Raw genomic sequence first — 15,531 nt, forward strand, 5'->3', positions numbered from 1 at the left:
CGCATGGAAACCATTTCCAGGAGCGCCCCGGTGAAACCGGCCCGGCGGTTCAAGATCACCTCGATCGAGGTGCTCTGCGCGATCCTGCTGATCGCGATCCTCGGGCAGAGCTGGCTCCAGCAGGTGTTCGACGTGCCCGCGCTGCGGACCGGGTCGACGGTGTTCGTCGCCGTCTGCGTACAGGCGCTGCCGTTCCTGGTGCTCGGGGTGCTGATCAGCGGCGCGATCGCGGCGTTCGTACCCGCGCGGGTGCTGGAGAAGGTGCTTCCTCGCCGGGCCGGTGCGGCGGTCGGTGTCGCGGGACTGGCCGGGGTCGCCCTGCCGGGTTGTGAATGCGCGTCGGTGCCGGTCGCGCGGCGGCTGATCGGCCAGGGTGTCGCACCCGCGGCCGCGCTGACGTTCCTGCTGGCCGCGCCCGCGGTGAACCCGGTGGTGCTGGTCGCCACGGCGGTGGCGTTCCCCGGGAACCCGGAGATGGTGTTCGCCCGGTTCGCCGGTTCGCTCGCCACGGCGATGGCGATGGGCTGGCTGTGGGCGAAGTGGGGCAAGCTCGACTGGATCGCGGAGCGCGCTCTGCGGCGCATGCCGGAGGTCCGGCACGGTTCGCGCTGGAAGACCTTCGCCGAGACCGCGCGGGCCGACCTGGTCGAGGCGGGCGGGTTCCTCGTGCTCGGCGCGATGATCGCCGCCGCGATGAACGTGCTGGTGCCCGCCGAATGGTTCGGTGTGCTGGGGGAGCAGATCGTGCTCGGCGTGCTGGTGATGGCCGTGCTCGCCGTCGTGCTGGCCCTGTGCAGTGAGGCCGACGCCTTCGTCGCCGCGTCGCTGACCGCCATGCCGCTGCTGCCGAAACTGGTGTTCCTGGTGGTCGGGCCCGCGATCGACGTGAAACTGTTCGCCCTGCAGACCGGCACCTTCGGCAAATCCTTCGCGCTGCGGTTCGCGCCCGTGACGTTCGTCGTCGCGCTGTCCTGTGCCGTCGTCTCCGGCGTGCTCGTCCTCGGAGGTGGCGCGTGAAACGCGAGACCCAGAACATCCTGCTGATCCTGCTCGGCGGGGCGCTGCTCAAGATCACGGTCAACGGCGACTACCTGCGCTACGTCAAACCCGCGCAGCAGCCGTGGATCATCGCGGGCGGCGCGGTGATGGTGGCGCTCGGCGCGATCGCGATCGTCCGCGACCTGCTGGCCGCGCGGGCGGCCGCCGTCGTGTCCGGCGATGTCCACGCGCACGACCACAACACCCGTTCGGCCTGGCTGCTGATGGTGCCGGTGCTGGCCGTGTTCCTGGTCGCGCCGCCCGCGCTCGGCGCCGATTCGGTGACCCGCACCGAGGCCAGGGCGCCGCAAAGCGCTTCGGCGAGCAACGCGGCCGCCTTCCCGCCCCTGCCCGCCGGTGAGGTGATCCCGTTGGAGGTCAACGAGTTCGTCAGCCGGGCGGGCTGGGACAAGAGCGGGAGCCTGACCGGGCGGACGGTGCGGCTGTCCGGGTTCGTCGTGCACAACGAGGGCGACACGATGCTGGCCAGGATGGTGATCGGCTGCTGCGCCGCCGACGCCTTCCCGATCACCGTGCGGCTCGTGGGGGAGGGCGCGTCGGGTTTCCGTGACGACACCTGGCTGGAGGTGACCGGGACGGTCGTACCCGGCACCGCGGTTCGGGAGAACAGCTACATGCCGGACTTGACGCTCACTTCGGTGCGGCAGGTGCCGGCGCCGAAGGACCCTTACGAGTACTGACGCGGGCCTGTGGCGTGCCCCCGGCGGCGTGCGATGAAAGGACGCTTTCCTGGCGAAATTTGCCAGGAAAGCGTCCTTCATCGCGAGGGGGGAGCACGGGGGTGTCAGTGGTTCGAGCAGGTCCCGACGATCTCCACGGTGTGGCTGATGTCGGAGAAGCCGTGCTCCGAGGCGATCTTCTCCGCCCATCGCTCCACGGCCGGTCCCTCGACCTCGACGGTGCTGCCGCAGATCCGGCACACGAGGTGATGGTGGTGGTGCGACGAGCAGCGCCGGTAGATGGCCTCGCCGGTGTCGGTGCGCAGGACGTCGATCTCGCCGGCCTCCGAGAGCGACTGCAGCGTCCGGTACACCGTCGTGAGTCCGATGCCGTCGCCGCGTTTGCGCAGCTCGTCGTGCAGTTCCTGGGCGGAACGGAAGTCGTCGATCTCCTTGAGCAGCTCGACCACGGCGGCCCGCTGTTTCGTCGACCGGCGGCCCGGCACCGGCGCGGAACTGTTGGCCGTCGTCGGACTCATGCTCACTTCCCCTCCTGAACGTGGGCTACGGCGTCCACCACGATATGCGCAAGGTGATCGTCGACCAGCCGGTACACCACCTCACGGCCGCGTCGCTCACCCTGTACGACACCCGCGGTCTTCAGTACCCGCAGGTGCTGGCTGATCAGCGGCTGCGCGACATCGAGCGTGTCCACCAGTTCGTGGACGCATCTGTCCGCGTCCCGCAGTTGCAGGACGATGGCGATGCGCACGGGCGCGGCGAGTGCCCTGAGCAAGTCGCCGGCGTCCGCGAGGATGGCGGGTGAGGCCGACGTGGCGGGTTCGGCGGGGGGACGGGCCGACGAATGCGGTCCGGGGTCTTCCGTGAAGCCCGGGGCGGCCGAGTCCGGGGTCACCGTAGCCATCGCCGCCTCCATGTCCATCATGATTTCCGAAGTCATTGCCGGTAACAGTCCACGCCATCTTAGTGTTCCCCATCCCGGTGGCCTGTTCGCCGAGCGGGAGACCACTTGGTTGCTTCGCCTGTGCTCCGTTCGGGTGACTTCGCAAAGAAATGACCATTCCACTTCGCATGTGGTCGCCAACGGTGCAAGGTTGTCGCGGAGCGTTTCGTCGCTTCTCACCCGCTGACGACCGCGCTCCGAGGGCCGGGAGAGGCAGTGGGGAGACATGACTCGTTTCGTGACGAAGCTGGCCGCCACGACGGCGGCCTTCGTTCTGGCGTCGGCTCCGGGGCTCGCCTCGGCGCAGACGGCGCAGGCCGTCGACGAGAAGGTCGGCCCCGTGTCCTTCGCGAACGTGGCCTCCGTGCGCATCGGGAATCCGGGATCGCTGATCACCGAAACCCAGCGTTCACCGCTGACGCCCGGCCAGTCGAAACTCTCCCCGGATCGCACCGTCGTCCCGCGTGACGACGGCGAGCGGGAAACCATCGGCGAGAAGTGGGACATCAACCTGGGCCGCTACGGGGCGCAGAGCCCGTACCCGGCCGGTATCGCCAGCCGCGACCACACCGTGATCGCCGCGCTGCAGCAGACCACGGTCCCGACAGCGGTCGCGGAGAGCAACTACGCCCTGATCGACAACGGCCGTGGTGGCGCGACGCCCGCCGAAAACACCGTGCTGGTGCTCGAAGGCGCGAAAAGCTCGGTGGACTGCTCGTCGCCGGGCAAGGCGACGTCGGCGACGAGTGTGGGCAAGATCTGGGTGCGGGACGGAACCGGCAAGCTGACGCCGTCCGGTGCGTCGGGCGTCGACGTCAGGGGGCTCAAACTCGGCCCGCCGTCGCTCGTCGGGAACGAAAGCGTCGGCAAGGACAAGACCACCTCCGACCTGACCGTGTCCCGGCTGACCGCTTTCGACCAGCTCATCCGGCAGGACGGCTGGCGCGGCGGTGACGTGACCAAGGCGGCGGGCTGGAAGCTCGACATCGTCACGCACGTACGTGACGACGCGGGCAAGGATCTGCGCGAGGCCCGCACGACGATCGTGCTCGGGGGCGTGAGCTGCGCGATCCCGAGGAACTTCGTGGCGAGGCCCGCCGGCGGCACGGGACCGGGCGCCGCGCCCGAGCAGCCCGCGGTGCCGGGGACGGTGCCCGCAGGCGGTGTCCCGCCGCGGAGCGCCGACTCGACGCGGACCGTGGTCGGGCTGGCCCTGCTGGGTGGCGGCATCGCGATCGGCGCCGCGGCCATGCTGTTCCTCCGCCGTCGCGAACCCGTGCCGGTGCGGGAGAAGTAGGGACCCCGTGCGGCCCTGGCTGGCGGAACTCTCCGCCGTCGTCTGCGCGCTCGCCATCTCCGCGGGCGTGATCGTGCTGACCTGGATCCCGCCGGAGCAGGCGGTCTCGCTCGCGGAACCCATGGTCATGCCGGGCGAAGACGGCGCGCCGTTGGCGCTGCCCGCCGACAGCTCGACACGCGGGCAGCGGCCCGGCACCGTCCGGCTGCCCGAAGGCGGATCGGCGAGACTCGTCCGCTCCGAGGTCAACTCCGACGGTGTCCTCCCGATCCCGCGCGGGCTCGGTGACGCGGCCTGGTGGGGTGCGCGGCTCGGTGCCGAAGCGGGTACGTCGCTGATTTCCGGGCACGTCAACTGGGGCGGCACCAAAGGTCCGTTCGACGAGTTGTGGCGGATGCGAGAAGGCCAGGAAGTGGCCGTCAGCGACGCGGCGGGCGGCATCTGGGTCTACCGCGTACGCGAGGTCGTCACCATGCACAAGAACGACCTGCCCACGCAGGCGGCGAAGCTGTTCACGCAGCGCGGGCCGCACCGGCTGGTCCTGGTGACCTGCGGCGGTGACTACCTCGGCGGGACCGACGGCTACCGCGACAACCGGATCGTCGTCGCCACTCCTGTCTCCGGCCCGCCCGCCTGAGTCCTCCGTATTTCGTCCGCCGAAGCCGGTGGTCGCGCCTGTAAGGACCGCATTCAGGTGACGAAACGCGGAAGTCGGTGCAACCTCTGCCGGTTCACGTCGCGTGTCTAGCGACACCGGCCGCTTCGGCGGCTTGACGCGAGCAAGGAGTAGTACCCGATGGTGGGACAGTTTGACGTGGATGACACCGCCGCGGCGACCGAAGAGCAGCCGAAGAAGCGCTCCGGCCCGGGCTGGATCCTCGCCTGCGCCGTGATCTTCGTGGTGGCGGCCGTGGTCGCGGTGGTCGTCTTCACCGGAAGGAGTGATCCGGTCGGCGCGGCCGCCCAAGACCAGGCCAACACCTCGGCGCTGCGCACGCCCGAATCCCCCGCCGTCAGCGGGCAGGCCCCCGGCACGGTCCGGCTTCCCGGCGGTGGCACGGCGAAACTGATCCGCAAGGAGCTGACCGCCGACGGGACCCTCCCCATCCCCGAGGGGCTCGACGAAGCCACCTGGTGGGGCGCGAAACTGGGTGCCGACCAGGGCGCGTCCCTCCTTTCCGGGCATGTGAACTGGAAGGGGAAGAAGGGCCCGTTCGACGAGTTGTGGCGGCTCAAGGCCGGTCAGCAGGTGAACGTCGCCGACACCGACGGGGGCAAATGGGTCTACAAGATCGACGAGATCGTCACCGTGCACAAGACGAAGCTGGCCGAGCAGGCGGAGAAGCTGTTCGGGCCGGACGGTCCGCATCGGCTGGTGCTGGTCACCTGCGGTGGCGAGTACGTCGGCGGAACCGACGGTTACGAGGACAACCGCATCGTCACCGCCTCGTTGGTGAGTCGGCCCTGACCCGTTCCAACCTCGCCGGAAGTCGCGCGGGACCTCCCGGTTAGTCTTGTCGTTCTAGTCCGATAACCGTCCCCGCATGCTTCGGAGCGTGGAGTGCCCGCCAACACCATTGAGACCGTCGTCAGCCTGTGCAAGCGTCGAGGCTTCGTTTTCCCGTGTGGAGAGATCTACGGCGGTACCAAGTCGGCGTGGGACTACGGGCCCCTCGGTGTCGAACTCAAGGACAACATCAAGCGCCAGTGGTGGAAGACCGTCGTGCAGAGCCGGGACGACGTCGTCGGCCTCGACTCCTCGGTGATCCTGCCGCGTCAGGTGTGGAGCGCGTCGGGTCACCTCGACGTCTTCACCGACCCGCTGATCGAATGTCTCTCCTGCCACAAGCGGTTCCGCGCCGACCAGTTGGCCGAGGACTTCTCCGCCCGGTCGGGCAAGGAGGTGTCCGAGGACGACCTGTCCGAGGTGCCGTGCCCGAACTGCGGCACCCGCGGGCAGTACACCGCGCCGCGTGACTTCAACATGATGCTCAAGACCTACCTCGGCCCGGTCGAGTCCGAGGAAGGCGTGCACTACCTCCGCCCGGAGACCGCGCAGGGCATCTTCATCAACTTCCTCAACGTGCAGACCGCGGCGCGCAAGAAGCCGCCGTTCGGCATCGGCCAGATCGGCAAGTCGTTCCGGAACGAGATCACGCCGGGCAACTTCATCTTCCGCACGCGCGAGTTCGAGCAGATGGAGATGGAGTTCTTCGTCGAGCCGGGTGAGGACGAGACCTGGCACCAGTACTGGATCGACGCGCGCACCGAGTGGTACAAGGACCTCGGCATCAAGGCGGACAACCTCCGCCTTTACGAGCACCCGAAGGAAAAACTCTCCCACTACTCGAAGCGCACCGTCGACATCGAGTACCGCTTCGCGTTCAACGCGGGCCAGGAGTGGGGAGAGCTCGAGGGCATCGCGAACCGCACCGACTTCGACCTCACGACGCACTCGAACCACTCCGGCGTGGACCTGTCGTTCTTCGACCAGGCCACGAAGCAGCGTTTCCGTCCGTTCGTCATCGAGCCCGCGGCCGGTGTCGGCCGGTCGATGATGGCGTTCCTCGTCGACGCCTACCACGAGGAAGAGGTGCCGAACGCCAAGGGCAGCACCGACACCCGCGCGGTGCTCAAGCTCGACTACCGGCTCGCGCCGTTCAAGGTCGCCGTGCTCCCGTTGTCCCGCAACGCCGATCTCACGCCGAAGGCACGCGACGTCGCGGCGGCGCTGCGCAAGCACTGGAACGCCGACTTCGACGACGCCGGCGCGATCGGCCGTCGCTATCGGCGCCAGGACGAGATCGGGACGCCGTACTGCGTCACCGTCGACTTCGATTCGCTCAACGACCACGCGGTGACCGTGCGGGAGCGCGACAGCATGACCCAGGAGCGGGTCGCGATCGACCAGCTGGAGTCGTACCTGGCGGGTCGCCTGATCGGCGCCTGACCCGCTCGGCCGATGACAGGAAAAGCCCCTTCATGGCGAATTTTGCCATGAAGGGGTCTTTCATTGCACGGGGGAAGCGTTCAGGGAGGCTCACCCCTGACAACTGTCACCTTCAGGTCATGACGCGCGGCCCACGTCCGGAACGCCTCGCCGCGACAAGCTTGAGGCATGGGAGAACAAGACATCACCGCGGGGGCGGCGGTACGGCTTTCCGGGCTGCGTAAGCACTATGGCGACGTCCACGCCGTCGACGGCGTGGAACTGACGATCGCCCCGGGCGAGGTGGTCGCCCTCCTCGGCCCCAACGGCGCGGGCAAGTCCACCACGGTCGACCTGATCCTGGGCCTCACGGCACCCGAGGGCGGCACCGTGACGGTCTTCGGACGGAAGCCGGGCGACGCGGTCGGCGACGGGATGATCGGCGCGATGCTGCAGGGCGGCGCGCTCGTCGCGGATCTCACGGTCGGGGAGACCGTCGGCATGGTCGCCGCGCTGCACCGCAAGCCGATGCCCGTACGTGAGGCGCTGCGCCGCGCCGGGATCGAAAAGCTCGCGAACCGGCGCGCCACCAAGCTTTCCGGCGGGCAGAAGCAGCGTGTGCGGTTCGCGGTCGCGCTCGTGAGCGACCCCGATCTGCTGATCCTCGACGAGCCGACCGCCGCGATGGACGTCGGCACGCGCCGTGAGTTCTGGAAGTCCATGTACGAGTACACGAACTCCGGTCGCACCGTCCTGTTCGCCACCCACTATCTCGAAGAGGCCGAGGAGTTCGCCGACCGGGTCGTGCTGATGCGGTCGGGACGGATCGTCGCGGACGGTTCGGTCGCGCAGGTCCGTGCGCTGGCGGGGGGACGCACGATCCGTGCGGTGGTGCCCGCGGCGGCGGAGCCGGTGATCGCGGGGCTGCCCGCGATCACCGGTTTCTCCCTCCGCGGCGGCCGTGCCGCGATCTCCAGTTCCGATTCCGACGTCACGCTGCGGGCGCTGCTCACCCAGCTGCCCGGAGCGCACGACATCGAGATCAGCGCCGTCGGCCTCGAAGGCGCGTTCCTTTCCCTGACCACCGAAAGCACGGAAAACACCGAGGAAGCCGCCCGATGAACCCGACCTATCTCAAGACCGAGATCGTCCGCACCTTCCGGTCGACGCGGTTCGTGCTCTTCGCCGTCGCCTTCCCGGTGCTGATGTTCTTGGTGCAGGCCAACGTTTTCGGCGGTGCCGAGCGGAACTTCGCCGGGGTGGTCATGGTCGACATGATGGCCTTCGGCACCTTCTCCGCCGCGATGACGAGCGGCGCGAAACTGGCCATCGAGCGATCCACCGGCTGGCAGCGCCAGCTGCGGCTGACGCCGCTGACCGGCGCGGGCTATCTCGGGGGCAAAGCGCTTTCGTCGATGCTCGTCGCCCTCCCCGCGCTGCTCGTCGTCCCGCTGGTCGGTGTCCTCTTCCAAGGCGTCCACCTGGACGCCGGCGGCTGGCTGCGGCTGGTGTCCGGCGTCTGGCTCGGCGCACTCCCGCTGGTGCTGCTCGGCCTGCTGCTGGGCCAGTTCGGCACGCCGGAATCGATACAGCCGGTGAACATGGTCGTCATGATGGGAATGGGCTTCTTCGGCGGCCTGTGGATCCCCATCGACGGAATGCCGTCGTGGATGGCCGACCTCGCCCAGGCGACACCGACGTACTGGCTGATCCAGCTGGTCCGCCCGGTGGTCACCGACCGGCTCCCGGTGAGCCTCGCGGCCGCGCTCGGGGTGCTGGCGGCATGGACCGCGGTGCTCGGGACGCTGGTGATCAGGCGTTACCGTAAGGACAGTGCGCGGGTCTGAGAAGAGGGTGAACCGGTGAACGACTACCCGGGCAGGGTCAGGACGGGCTTGGACGACCGGGAGAACTGGTGGTCGGACATGCCGCTGCGGATCGGCGGCGGGCCCCGGCCGGCGAAGTGGGCCGTGCTCGGCACCGCCTTCGTCCTGCCGACCTTCGTTCCCACGGTGGTCAAGCTGGCCAGCGAGGGGGTCACCGCGAAAACGCTGGTGGTCGTCGGTTTCCTGATCGCCTACGGCGCCTGTTATCTGCTGTTCCCGCTCGTTCTGACCCCTTCCCGGCGGAGGACGACCTACGTCTTCTCGGTGGTGATGCTGCTCATCGGCCTCGTCCTGGTCTTCCTGCACGACAACAGCCCGTACATCCTGATCTACGCGACGGCGGTGCTGGCCTTCACCCTGCCGCCGGCGTGGGCGGTGATCCTGGACGGCGGCGCCCTGCTGCTGGTGCTGGCCCTCCACCTGGTCATCGGGAAAACCGATCTCGGTGACTTCGTGGCGGTCGTCTCGATCACGGCGGCGATGTTCTTCATGGCGAACCTGGTCCGCGCGGTGCGGAAACTGGAGGCGGCGAACCAGGAGATCGCGACGCTCGCGGTGGCGGGTGAACGTGAGCGCCTGGCACGGGATCTGCACGACATCCTCGGCCACAGCCTCACCACCATCACGGTCAAGGCCGGGCTCGCGCGCCGGATCCTGGAGAGCGGCACGGACGACAGCCGCGCGCTGCAGGAGATCAGCGAGGTCGAAAGCCTGACCCGCAGCGCGCTCACGGACATCCGCGCCACGGTCTCCGAGTACCGCGAGGTGTCGCTGTCCGCCGAGGTCGCCGGGGCGAGGGCCGCGCTGCGGGCGGCCGAGATCGACGCGAATCTGCCGCACGCGGTGGACAACGTCGATCCCGCCCTCCAGCGGACCTTCGGGTACGTGCTGCGGGAGGCGGTCACCAACGTGCTCCGGCATTCCGGGGCGAAGCGGGTCGAAGTCCGCTTCGGCAGGACGTGGCTGGAGGTCGAGGACGACGGCGAGGGCAGTGAGGAGAAGCCGGGCAACGGCCTGCGCGGGCTCACCGAACGGTTGGCCGCGGTCGGTGGGACCTTGACCACCACCACGCCGTCTGCGGGAGGATGGCTCGTCCGGGCGGAGGTACCCGAGTCCGCCTTGCGGAGCGTCGCGCCCGTGCCGCTCTCCGAACCCGCTGGAGGCCGCGCGTGATCCGGGTTCTGCTCGCCGACGACCAGGCGATGGTGCGCGGGGCGTTGGCCACCGTGCTCGGTCTCGAAACCGACATCGAGGTGGTCGCCCAGGTCGGCTCGGGCGACGAAGTGCTCCAACGGGCGAAGGAGACCGCCCCGGACGTCGCGCTGCTCGACGTCCAGATGCCGGGCAAGGACGGTCTGGAAGCCGCCGCGGAACTGCACGGCGCGCTGCCGTTGTGCCGGATCATCATCTGCACCACCTTCGGCAGACCCGGTTATCTCTCGCGGGCGATGGCGGCGGGCGCCGCCGGATTCGTGGTCAAGGACGCGCCGCCGGAGCAGCTCGTCGACGCCGTCCGCCGGGTCCACGGCGGGTTGCGGGTGGTCGATCCCGCGCTCGCCGCCGAATCGCTCGCCACCGGCGTGAGCCCGCTCACCGGACGCGAACACGACGTCCTGCGGGCCGCCAAAGACGGCAGCACGGTGGCCGACATCGCCGGTGCGCTGCACCTTTCCGAAGGCACGGTGCGCAACCATCTCTCGGCCGCGATGGGCAAGACCAGGGCAAGGACGCGGGCCGAGGCGGTGCGGCTCGCGGAAGAGCACGGCTGGCTCTGAGAACGTCCCGCGGCTCTGCCAGAATCACCCATGTGAGTACCGCCGAACGGACGAAACCCACTCGCGCGAACTGGGTGCGCCGGATCCTGGCGGGGTTCCTGCTGGTCGTCGTCGCGGTGATCGGGGGAACGGCGTTCCGGGTCTGGCAGGTCGCGCGGGAGGACGTACGCGATCGGGCCGACGTCATCGTGGTGCTCGGCGCGGCCCAGTACAACGGTCGGCCCTCGGAGATCTTCCAGGCCCGGCTGGCGAAGGCGAAGACGCTGTACGACCAGGGTGTCGCGAAAACGATCGTCACCGCGGGCGGCAAGAAGGCCGACGACAACTACACCGAGGCGCAGGCGGGCGTGCAGTGGCTGCGCAAACGCGGGGTGCCGCAGTCGGCGACGCTGCCGGTCGGCGAGGGCAGCGACACCCTGCGCAGCCTGCGCGCGGTCGCCGAGCAGGTGCGAAAGCGGGGCTGGAAGACCGCGGTGCTGGTCAGCGACCCCTGGCATTCGTTCCGCGCGCGCGTGATGGCCGACGACGCCGGGCTGGAGACCTGGACGTCGCCCACCCACCGCGGCCCTGTCGTGCAGGCCCGCGAGACACAGGCGCGCTACATCGTCCGCGAGACCGGCGCGCTGCTGTATTACCGGCTCACGAAGTCCCCGGTGGTCGTCTGAGACCCGCTCGGTGTCGGTACCCACGCTTAAGCTGGTCGGGTGAGTGACACCTACACCCAGGCCGACCGGGCGCGTCTGCTGCCCGAGCGGCCCAAGGGCGCGGCGCTGGAGGGTGCCGGGGACGGGCGGAGCGCCTTCGCCCGTGATCGCGCGCGGGTCCTGCACTCGGCGGCCCTGCGGCGGCTGGCAGGCAAGACGCAGGTGGTCGGTCCCGGGGAAGGCGCCGAGGTCAGCGGCGTGCCGCGTACCCGGCTGACGCATTCGCTGGAGGTCGCGCAGATCGGCAGGGGGATCGCGGACGAATTGGGCGCGGACCCGGATCTGGTGGACACCGCGGGCCTCGCGCACGACATCGGGCACCCGCCGTTCGGGCACAACGGCGAGCGCGCGCTGGACGAGGTCGCCCAGCCGTGCGGCGGCTTCGAGGGCAACGCGCAGACGTTGCGGATCCTGACCAGGCTGGAGCCCAAGGTCCTGCTCGAAGGCGGGGTCGTCGGCGGGCTGAATCTCACCCGCGCTTGTCTCGACGCCTCGACGAAGTATCCGTGGCAACGTGAAGAGGGCAACCCGAAGTACGGCGTGTACGCCGACGACGCCGAGGTGTTCGCGTGGGTCAGGGAAGGCATCTCGGCGTCATCGGATCGCCGTACCTGCCTGGAAGCGCAGATCATGGACTGGTCCGACGACGTCGCGTACTCGGTGCACGACGTCGAGGACGGAGTGCTGGCCGGCCGGATCTCGTTGCGGGTACTGGCCGACGCGGAGGAACGCTCGGCGGTCGCCGAGGCTGCGCGCCGGTTTTCGCGGCAGTCCCAGTCCACTTTGGAGGGTGCGGCGAAGGAACTGCTCGACCTGCCCGTGGTCGCCGAACTCCTCGAACCGGGACTCGACGGCTCGCTCAAGGCGCAGGTCGCGCTGAAGCGGCTGACGAGTGAACTGGTCGGCAGGTTCGCGACGGCGGTGGTCGGTGCGACGCGGGAGGTGCACGGTGAAGGACCGCTGAGCCGTTACGCCGCGCGGCTGGTCGTCCCGGAGCAGGTCGCGGCCGAGGTCGCGTTGTTCAAGGCGCTCGCGCTGCGCTACGTGATGAGCGACAGACGGCGCCTCGCGATGCAGGACGGCCAGCGTCAGACACTCGCCGAACTGGTCGAGGCACTGTGCCGTCGCGCGCCCGAAGCGCTGGACGGGCTGTTCCTGCCCGCGTGGGAGGCCGCCCCGGACGACGCGGCGCGCCTGCGGGTGGTCGTCGACCAGGTGGCGTCTCTCACGGACGCCCAGGCATACGCGTGGCATGCCCGGCACGCGGGCCCCCACGGCTGAGCCGTGAGTCACGAGCACCGGGACGGCCAAAGGGAACTTTCGGACAGGAGACGGACGGGCGCCCGCACGGTACGGTCTGCGGCATGGGCGCTGCCGAAAGCCACCTCCGGTTTGGTCTGGACCTCTATCGGGTGCTGGCGAGCCGCACGGAGAACGCGTGCTTCTCGCCGTACTCGATCGCGAGCGCGCTCGGCCTGGTGACCCAGGCCGCCAAGGGGAAGACCAGAGAAGAACTGATCGCGCTGCTCGGCGACCCGGACGAGCTCGCCGACCTGCTGGGCAAGGCCTCGTCCCTGCTCGACGACGGGCCCGAACTCGCGGTCGCGAACACGCTCTGGGCCTGGGACGGGCTCCCGCTGGAGGACTCCTTCCGCGCGGAACTCGCCACCTGGCCGGGCGGGAAGGTCGCCGGCGCCCCGTTCGGCGACGATCCGGAGGCAGCGCGGCGGCTGATCAACGCCGACGTCGCCGAGGCGACCCGCGAGCTGATCCCCGAACTGCTGAAGCCGGGGACCGTCGCGCCGGACACCGTCGCCGCGATCGTCAACGCCCTGTATCTCAAAACCGCGTGGACCGATCCGTTCTCGGGTGACAACACCGCGCCCGCGGACTTCCACGCGCCGTCCGGCACCCGTACGGTGCCGACGATGTGGCTCGAAAAACAGCTCGACCACACCCACGAGGACGGCTGGCAGGTCGTCCGCCTCGGCGCCGAGGGCGGGGTGGAGGCGGTCATCCTGCTGCCGGACGGCGATCTCGACGACGCCGAACTCGACGCGGGCAAGCTGGCGGTCCTGCTGGAGAACACGCGGTCCAAGACGATCGCCCTGTCGCTGCCGAAACTCGCCCTCGACGTCGACAGCCCGCTCACGGCGAAACTCCAGAACCTCGGTGTGCGGACGATGTTCACCGCGGACGCCGATCTCACCGCGCTCGCCGACGACGACCGGCTCGAAGTGTCCGAGGTCGTCCACCAGTCCGTGCTCCGCATCGACGAACAAGGCCTCGAAGGCGCCGCCGCGACGGCGGTGCTGATGCGGCTGACGTCGCTCATCGTCGACGAGCCGCTCGAGGTCGCCGTCGATCGTCCCTTCCTTCTGCTCGTCAGGCATGCCTCGACGGGTGTGCTCTACTTTTTCGCCCGCGTTGTCGAGCCGTGAGGATGGTCAGTGAGTCTTTTCCAGGCTGAGGCGACGGAGGTGGAGGCCGAGAAGACTCCCACGAGACCTCGCCGGTTCGCCGCCGCCGACGCCGCCATCATGGGCGGCTTCCTGCTGTTCGCCTTCCTGCTCTACAACGGGCTCTGGCTCGACCTCGAGGAGGGCTATCTCTGGAACAGCGCGTCGGACCAGAACCTGTGGGAGTGGTTCTTCTCCGTCACCGCGGACAACGTGCTGCACCTGAGGAACCCGCTCAGTTCGCACTTCCAGAACCATCCGCTCGGCGTGAACCTGATGGCCAACACGGCCATGCTCGGCATCGGCATCCCGCTGGCGCCGGTCACGCTCACCTTGGGCCCGACGGTCACCTGGGCCATCGCGCTCACCGGTGGTCTCGCCGGCACGGCGGCGGCCTGGTACTGGGTGTTTTCACGGCATCTGGTCACCCACCGGGTCGGCGCGGCCATCGGCGGCGCGTTCGTCGGCTTCGCCCCGCCGATGATCTCGCACGGCAACGCGCACCCGAACTTCGTCGCGTGGTTCGTCCTGCCGTTCATCGCGTTGCTGGTCTTCAAGATCGCGCGCGGCGAGCGCCCGGTGCGCAACGGGATCTTCCTCGGCCTGCTGGCGGCCTACCAGATCTTCCTCGGTGAAGAACCGCTGCTGATCTTCGCGATGGCGTTCGCGTTCTTCGCCATCGCCTACTTCGCGACGAACTACCGAGAGTTCCCGCCGATGGCGAAACCGCTGGGGCTCGGTGTCGGCATCGCTGTCCTCGTGGCGCTCGTGCTGTGTGCTTTCCCGCTGTGGTGGCAGTTCTTCGGCCCGCAGAGCTATCAGGCGATCGAGCACGGCCCGGTCGGGAACGACACGGCCGCGTTCACCCGGTTCGCCACCCAGTCGGTCGCGGGGCAACCGCAGGCCGCCGCGGACGTGTCGATGAACCGCACCGAGGAGAACGCCTTCTTCGGCTGGCCGTTGATCGTGCTGATGGTGGTGATCACCGCCTGGCTGTGGCGTGAGGTCTTCGCGCGGGCGCTGGCGATCTCGATGTTCGTGATGGCCTGGCTTTCCCTTGGTGTGCAACTGATCGTGGTGCACGAGGAGACCGGGATCCCGGGACCGTGGAAACTCTTCTCGGAACTGCCCCTGTTCGAATCGCTGCTGGAATCGCGGCTCGCGATGGGTTGCATCCCGCTCGTCGGCGCCCTGCTGGCGCTGGCGACCGAGCGCGTCTACGCGGTCGCGTCGAAGCTGCCCGAAGTGCCGGGGGAGCGGCGATTCCCGTTGCGGCTGGTGTGGATCGGTGTCGTGATCGCGGTACTGCTGCCGATCGCGCCGACGCAGCTGATCGTGAAGGACCGGCCGCCGACGCCGCGCTTTCTCGCGGACGGGACCTGGCGGAGTTACGTCGCGCCCGGTGGGACCGTGGTGCCCGTGCCGCTGCCGAGTTCCGGCGAATCCGAACCCCTGCACTGGCAGATCGACGCGGGACTCGGCTATTCGATGCCGGAGGGCTACTTCGTCGGGCCGAGCGGCCCGGACGACAAACGCGGCCGCTACGGCGCCATCCAGCGGCCGACGTCGATCATCTTCGACCAGATCAAGCAGACCGGCATCCCGGCCACGATCACCGAATCGCAGCGGGTGCAGGCGCTGGAGGATCTGCGCTACTGGAACGCCGACGTCCTCGTGCTGATCCCGCGCGAACACCAGGACGCCTTCCGCGCCACCGTCGACCTGCTGCTGCGGAAACCCGCCGAGTTCGTCGACGGCGTCTGGGTGTGGGACGTACGGACGATCACCCCCTGACCGGG

Annotated in this window: 16 protein-coding genes; 14 read left to right on the forward strand and 2 right to left on the reverse strand. The window is 69.2% G+C overall.

Annotated elements, in window-relative coordinates; translation table 11 throughout:
* Positions 1-3: 3 nt before the first annotated feature.
* On the forward strand, positions 4-1,017 hold the full coding sequence (locus P3102_RS10115) for a permease (protein WP_276368451.1): 1,014 nt from the start codon (positions 4-6) through the stop codon (positions 1,015-1,017).
* On the forward strand, positions 1,014-1,739 hold the full coding sequence (locus P3102_RS10120) for a TIGR03943 family protein (protein ID WP_276368453.1): 726 nt from the start codon (positions 1,014-1,016) through the stop codon (positions 1,737-1,739). Before P3102_RS10115 ends, P3102_RS10120 begins: the two co-directional genes overlap by 4 nt.
* Positions 1,740-1,843: 104 nt before the next feature.
* Here the strand turns inward: P3102_RS10120 and P3102_RS10125 are convergent, their stop codons facing one another.
* Both P3102_RS10125 and P3102_RS10130 read right to left on the reverse strand, forming a co-directional pair.
* The gene (locus tag P3102_RS10125; RefSeq protein ID WP_034316411.1) at positions 1,844-2,257 is read right to left on the reverse strand and encodes a Fur family transcriptional regulator; all 414 of its coding nucleotides are present in this window, start codon (positions 2,255-2,257) and stop codon (positions 1,844-1,846) included.
* Between the two features lie 2 nt (positions 2,258-2,259).
* Complete coding sequence (locus tag P3102_RS10130; RefSeq protein WP_276368455.1) at positions 2,260-2,679, reverse strand: metalloregulator ArsR/SmtB family transcription factor; 420 nt, start codon at positions 2,677-2,679, stop codon at positions 2,260-2,262.
* A 229-nt stretch (positions 2,680-2,908) separates the two neighbouring features.
* On the opposite strand from P3102_RS10130, the gene P3102_RS10135 reads away from it, so the two are divergent.
* The 12 genes from P3102_RS10135 (at position 2,909) to P3102_RS10190 (ending at position 15,526) form a co-directional block, all read left to right on the forward strand.
* Positions 2,909-3,979: a hypothetical protein gene (locus tag P3102_RS10135; protein WP_276368456.1), complete on the forward strand. Its 1,071-nt coding sequence runs from the start codon at positions 2,909-2,911 to the stop codon at positions 3,977-3,979.
* Between the two features lie 7 nt (positions 3,980-3,986).
* Positions 3,987-4,616, forward strand: a complete 630-nt coding sequence (locus P3102_RS10140) for a class F sortase (protein WP_276368458.1) — start codon at positions 3,987-3,989, stop codon at positions 4,614-4,616.
* A 159-nt stretch (positions 4,617-4,775) separates the two neighbouring features.
* Positions 4,776-5,447, forward strand: coding sequence for a class F sortase (locus tag P3102_RS10145; RefSeq protein ID WP_276368460.1), 672 nt, complete (start codon positions 4,776-4,778; stop codon positions 5,445-5,447).
* A 93-nt stretch (positions 5,448-5,540) separates the two neighbouring features.
* Positions 5,541-6,929, forward strand: coding sequence for a glycine--tRNA ligase (locus P3102_RS10150; RefSeq protein ID WP_276368461.1), 1,389 nt, complete (start codon positions 5,541-5,543; stop codon positions 6,927-6,929).
* A gap of 168 nt (positions 6,930-7,097) precedes the next feature.
* Positions 7,098-8,030, forward strand: coding sequence for an ABC transporter ATP-binding protein (locus tag P3102_RS10155; RefSeq protein WP_276368463.1), 933 nt, complete (start codon positions 7,098-7,100; stop codon positions 8,028-8,030).
* Positions 8,027-8,755 (forward strand): ABC transporter permease, encoded by a 729-nt coding sequence (locus P3102_RS10160; RefSeq protein ID WP_276368465.1) that lies wholly within the window; start codon positions 8,027-8,029, stop codon positions 8,753-8,755. Before P3102_RS10155 ends, P3102_RS10160 begins: the two co-directional genes overlap by 4 nt.
* A 15-nt stretch (positions 8,756-8,770) precedes the next feature.
* On the forward strand, positions 8,771-9,967 hold the full coding sequence (locus P3102_RS10165) for a sensor histidine kinase (protein ID WP_276368466.1): 1,197 nt from the start codon (positions 8,771-8,773) through the stop codon (positions 9,965-9,967).
* Entirely contained in the window at positions 9,964-10,569 is a 606-nt protein-coding gene (locus P3102_RS10170) for a response regulator transcription factor (protein WP_276368468.1), read from the forward strand. Before P3102_RS10165 ends, P3102_RS10170 begins: the two co-directional genes overlap by 4 nt.
* Positions 10,570-10,601: 32 nt before the next feature.
* Positions 10,602-11,234 (forward strand): YdcF family protein, encoded by a 633-nt coding sequence (locus P3102_RS10175; RefSeq protein WP_276368469.1) that lies wholly within the window; start codon positions 10,602-10,604, stop codon positions 11,232-11,234.
* A 39-nt stretch (positions 11,235-11,273) separates the two neighbouring features.
* Positions 11,274-12,554 (forward strand): deoxyguanosinetriphosphate triphosphohydrolase, encoded by a 1,281-nt coding sequence (locus P3102_RS10180; RefSeq protein WP_276368471.1) that lies wholly within the window; start codon positions 11,274-11,276, stop codon positions 12,552-12,554.
* 83 nt (positions 12,555-12,637) lie between these two features.
* Entirely contained in the window at positions 12,638-13,714 is a 1,077-nt protein-coding gene (locus P3102_RS10185) for a serpin family protein (RefSeq protein ID WP_276368472.1), read from the forward strand.
* Positions 13,715-13,723: 9 nt separating this feature from the next.
* Positions 13,724-15,526 carry a glycosyl transferase gene (locus tag P3102_RS10190; RefSeq protein WP_276368474.1) on the forward strand — a complete coding sequence of 601 codons (1,803 nt, stop codon included), beginning with the start codon at positions 13,724-13,726 and terminating at the stop codon, positions 15,524-15,526.
* Positions 15,527-15,531: the final 5 nt, after the last annotated feature.

The organism is Amycolatopsis sp. QT-25, assembly GCF_029369745.1.
Taxonomy (GTDB): domain Bacteria; phylum Actinomycetota; class Actinomycetes; order Mycobacteriales; family Pseudonocardiaceae; genus Amycolatopsis.

Coding starts and splice junctions, on each gene's coding strand:
- P3102_RS10115 (WP_276368451.1), top strand. CDS start 4: ATGGAAACCATTTCCAGGAGCGCCCCGGTGAAACCGGCCCGGCGGTTC.
- P3102_RS10125 (WP_034316411.1), bottom strand. CDS start 2,257: ATGAGTCCGACGACGGCCAACAGTTCCGCGCCGGTGCCGGGCCGCCGG.
- P3102_RS10130 (WP_276368455.1), bottom strand. CDS start 2,679: ATGACTTCGGAAATCATGATGGACATGGAGGCGGCGATGGCTACGGTG.
- P3102_RS10135 (WP_276368456.1), top strand. CDS start 2,909: ATGACTCGTTTCGTGACGAAGCTGGCCGCCACGACGGCGGCCTTCGTT.
- P3102_RS10145 (WP_276368460.1), top strand. CDS start 4,776: ATGGTGGGACAGTTTGACGTGGATGACACCGCCGCGGCGACCGAAGAG.
- P3102_RS10155 (WP_276368463.1), top strand. CDS start 7,098: ATGGGAGAACAAGACATCACCGCGGGGGCGGCGGTACGGCTTTCCGGG.
- P3102_RS10160 (WP_276368465.1), top strand. CDS start 8,027: ATGAACCCGACCTATCTCAAGACCGAGATCGTCCGCACCTTCCGGTCG.
- P3102_RS10185 (WP_276368472.1), top strand. CDS start 12,638: ATGGGCGCTGCCGAAAGCCACCTCCGGTTTGGTCTGGACCTCTATCGG.